Annotated in this window: 1 rRNA gene; it reads right to left on the bottom strand. The window is 52.8% G+C overall.

The annotated features are described in order from the left end of the window. Window positions 1-12: 12 nt before the first annotated feature. A 23S ribosomal RNA gene (locus tag DIE04_RS29415) occupies window positions 13-2,894 on the bottom strand. Window positions 2,895-2,912: the final 18 nt, after the last annotated feature.

A 2,912-nucleotide genomic window follows, 5' to 3' on the forward strand; every position in this document is an offset into this window, starting at 1 on the left:
CAGACTTGTTATAGGATCAAGCCTTACGGGCAATTAGTATCAGTTAGCTGAACGCATTACTGCGCTTACACACCTGACCTATCAACGTCCTGGTCTCGAACGACCCTTCAAGGGGATCTAGTCCCCAGGGATATCTCATCTTAAGGCGAGTTTCCCGCTTAGATGCTTTCAGCGGTTATCTCTTCCGAACATAGCTACCCGGCGATGCCACTGGCGTGACAACCGGTACACCAGAGGTTCGTCCACTCCGGTCCTCTCGTACTAGGAGCAGCCCCCTTCAAATATCCAACGCCCACGGCAGATAGGGACCAAACTGTCTCACGACGTTTTAAACCCAGCTCACGTACCTCTTTAAATGGCGAACAGCCATACCCTTGGGACCGGCTACAGCCCCAGGATGAGATGAGCCGACATCGAGGTGCCAAACACCGCCGTCGATATGAACTCTTGGGCGGTATCAGCCTGTTATCCCCAGAGTACCTTTTATCCGTTGAGCGATGGCCCTTCCATACAGAACCACCGGATCACTATGACCTGCTTTCGCACCTGCTCGACTTGTCGGTCTCGCAGTTAAGCACGCTTATGCCATTGCACTATCAGCACGATTTCCGACCGTACCTAGCGTACCTTCGTACTCCTCCGTTACGCTTTGGGAGGAGACCGCCCCAGTCAAACTGCCTACCATGCACTGTCCCCGATCCGGATCACGGACCAAGGTTAGAACCTCAAACAAACCAGGGTGGTATTTCAAGGACGGCTCCACCGAAACTAGCGTTCCGGTTTCATAGCCTCCCACCTATCCTACACAGATCGGTTCAAAGTCCAATGCAAAGCTACAGTAAAGGTTCATGGGGTCTTTCCGTCTAGCCGCGGGTAGATTGCATCATCACAAACACTTCAACTTCGCTGAGTCTCGGGAGGAGACAGTGTGGCCATCGTTACGCCATTCGTGCAGGTCGGAACTTACCCGACAAGGAATTTCGCTACCTTAGGACCGTTATAGTTACGGCCGCCGTTTACCGGGACTTCAATCAAGAGCTTGCACCCCATCATTTAATCTTCCGGCACCGGGCAGGCGTCACACCCTATACGTCCACTTTCGTGTTTGCAGAGTGCTGTGTTTTTATTAAACAGTCGCAGCCACCAGTTTATTGCAACCCCTTCACCCTCTGCGCGCAGGCGCATCAAGCTACAAGGGCGTACCTTATCCCGAAGTTACGGTACCAATTTGCCGAGTTCCTTCTCCCGAGTTCTCTCAAGCGCCTTAGAATACTCATCTCGCCCACCTGTGTCGGTTTGCGGTACGGTCATCGTTAGACTGAAGCTTAGAGGCTTTTCTTGGAACCACTTCCAATTGCTTCGCTCCCTAAGGAGCTCGCGCCACACCCTTGAATCCTGCGCCCGGATTTGCCTAAGCGCCTTCTCCAATGCAGCGACCGGGACTTCCAACACCCGGACAACCTTCCGCGATCCGTCCCCCCATCGCATCTAACAATGGTGCAGGAATATTGACCTGCTTCCCATCAGCTACGCATTTCTGCCTCGCCTTAGGGGCCGACTCACCCTACGCCGATGAACGTTGCGTAGGAAACCTTGGGCTTACGGCGAGGGGGCCTTTCACCCCCTTTATCGCTACTCATGTCAGCATTCGCACTTCCGATACCTCCAGCACGCTTTTCAACGCACCTTCGCAGGCTTACGGAACGCTCTCCTACCATGCGTGCAAAGCACGCATCCGCAGCTTCGGTATATAGCTTAGCCCCGTTACATCTTCCGCGCAGGACGACTCGATCAGTGAGCTATTACGCTTTCTTTAAAGGGTGGCTGCTTCTAAGCCAACCTCCTGACTGTTTTAGCCTTCCCACTTCGTTTCCCACTTAGCTATATTTGGGGACCTTAGCTGGCGGTCTGGGTTGTTTCCCTCTTGACACCGGACGTTAGCACCCGATGTCTGTCTCCCGTGATTGCACTCTTCGGTATTCGGAGTTTGCTATGGCGGGGTAATCTGCAATAGACCCCCCAACCATGACAGTGCTCTACCCCCGAAGGTGAGACACGAGGCACTACCTAAATAGTTTTCGGAGAGAACCAGCTATTTCCAGGTTTGTTTAGCCTTTCACCCCTATCCACAGCTCATCCCCTAACTTTTCAACGTTAGTGGGTTCGGACCTCCAGTACGTGTTACCGCACCTTCATCCTGGCCATGGATAGATCACCTGGTTTCGGGTCTACGCCCAGCAACTGAACGCCCTATTCGGACTCGCTTTCGCTACGCCTGCCCTATACGGTTAAGCTTGCTACTGAACGTAAGTCGCTGACCCATTATACAAAAGGTACGCCGTCACCCCTTACGAGGCTCCGACTGTTTGTATGCATGCGGTTTCAGGATCTATTTCACTCCCCTCCCGGGGTTCTTTTCGCCTTTCCCTCACGGTACTGGTTCACTATCGGTCGATCACGAGTATTTAGCCTTGGAGGATGGTCCCCCCATCTTCAGACAGGATTTCACGTGTCCCGCCCTACTTGTCGCACACCTAGTTCTTTCATACTGTTTTCGCCTACAGGGCTATCACCTGCTATGGCCGCACTTTCCAGAGCGTTCGGCTAACAATACAAATAAAGAGTGCAAGGCTCATCCCATTTCGCTCGCCACTACTTTGGGAATCTCGGTTGATTTCTTTTCCTGCGGTTACTTAGATGTTTCAGTTCACCGCGTTCGCTTCACATGGCCTATGTATTCAGCCATGGATACTCCAAAAGGAGTGGGTTTCCCCATTCGGACATCTACGGATCAAAGCTTGTTTGCCAGCTCCCCGTAGCTTTTCGCAGGCTACCGCGTCCTTCATCGCCTGTGATCGCCAAGGCATCCACCACATGCACTTGTTCGCTTGACCCTATAACGAGTCTGTCTC

This window comes from Burkholderia sp. Bp8994, from assembly GCF_003853805.1.
Classification (GTDB): domain Bacteria; phylum Pseudomonadota; class Gammaproteobacteria; order Burkholderiales; family Burkholderiaceae; genus Burkholderia.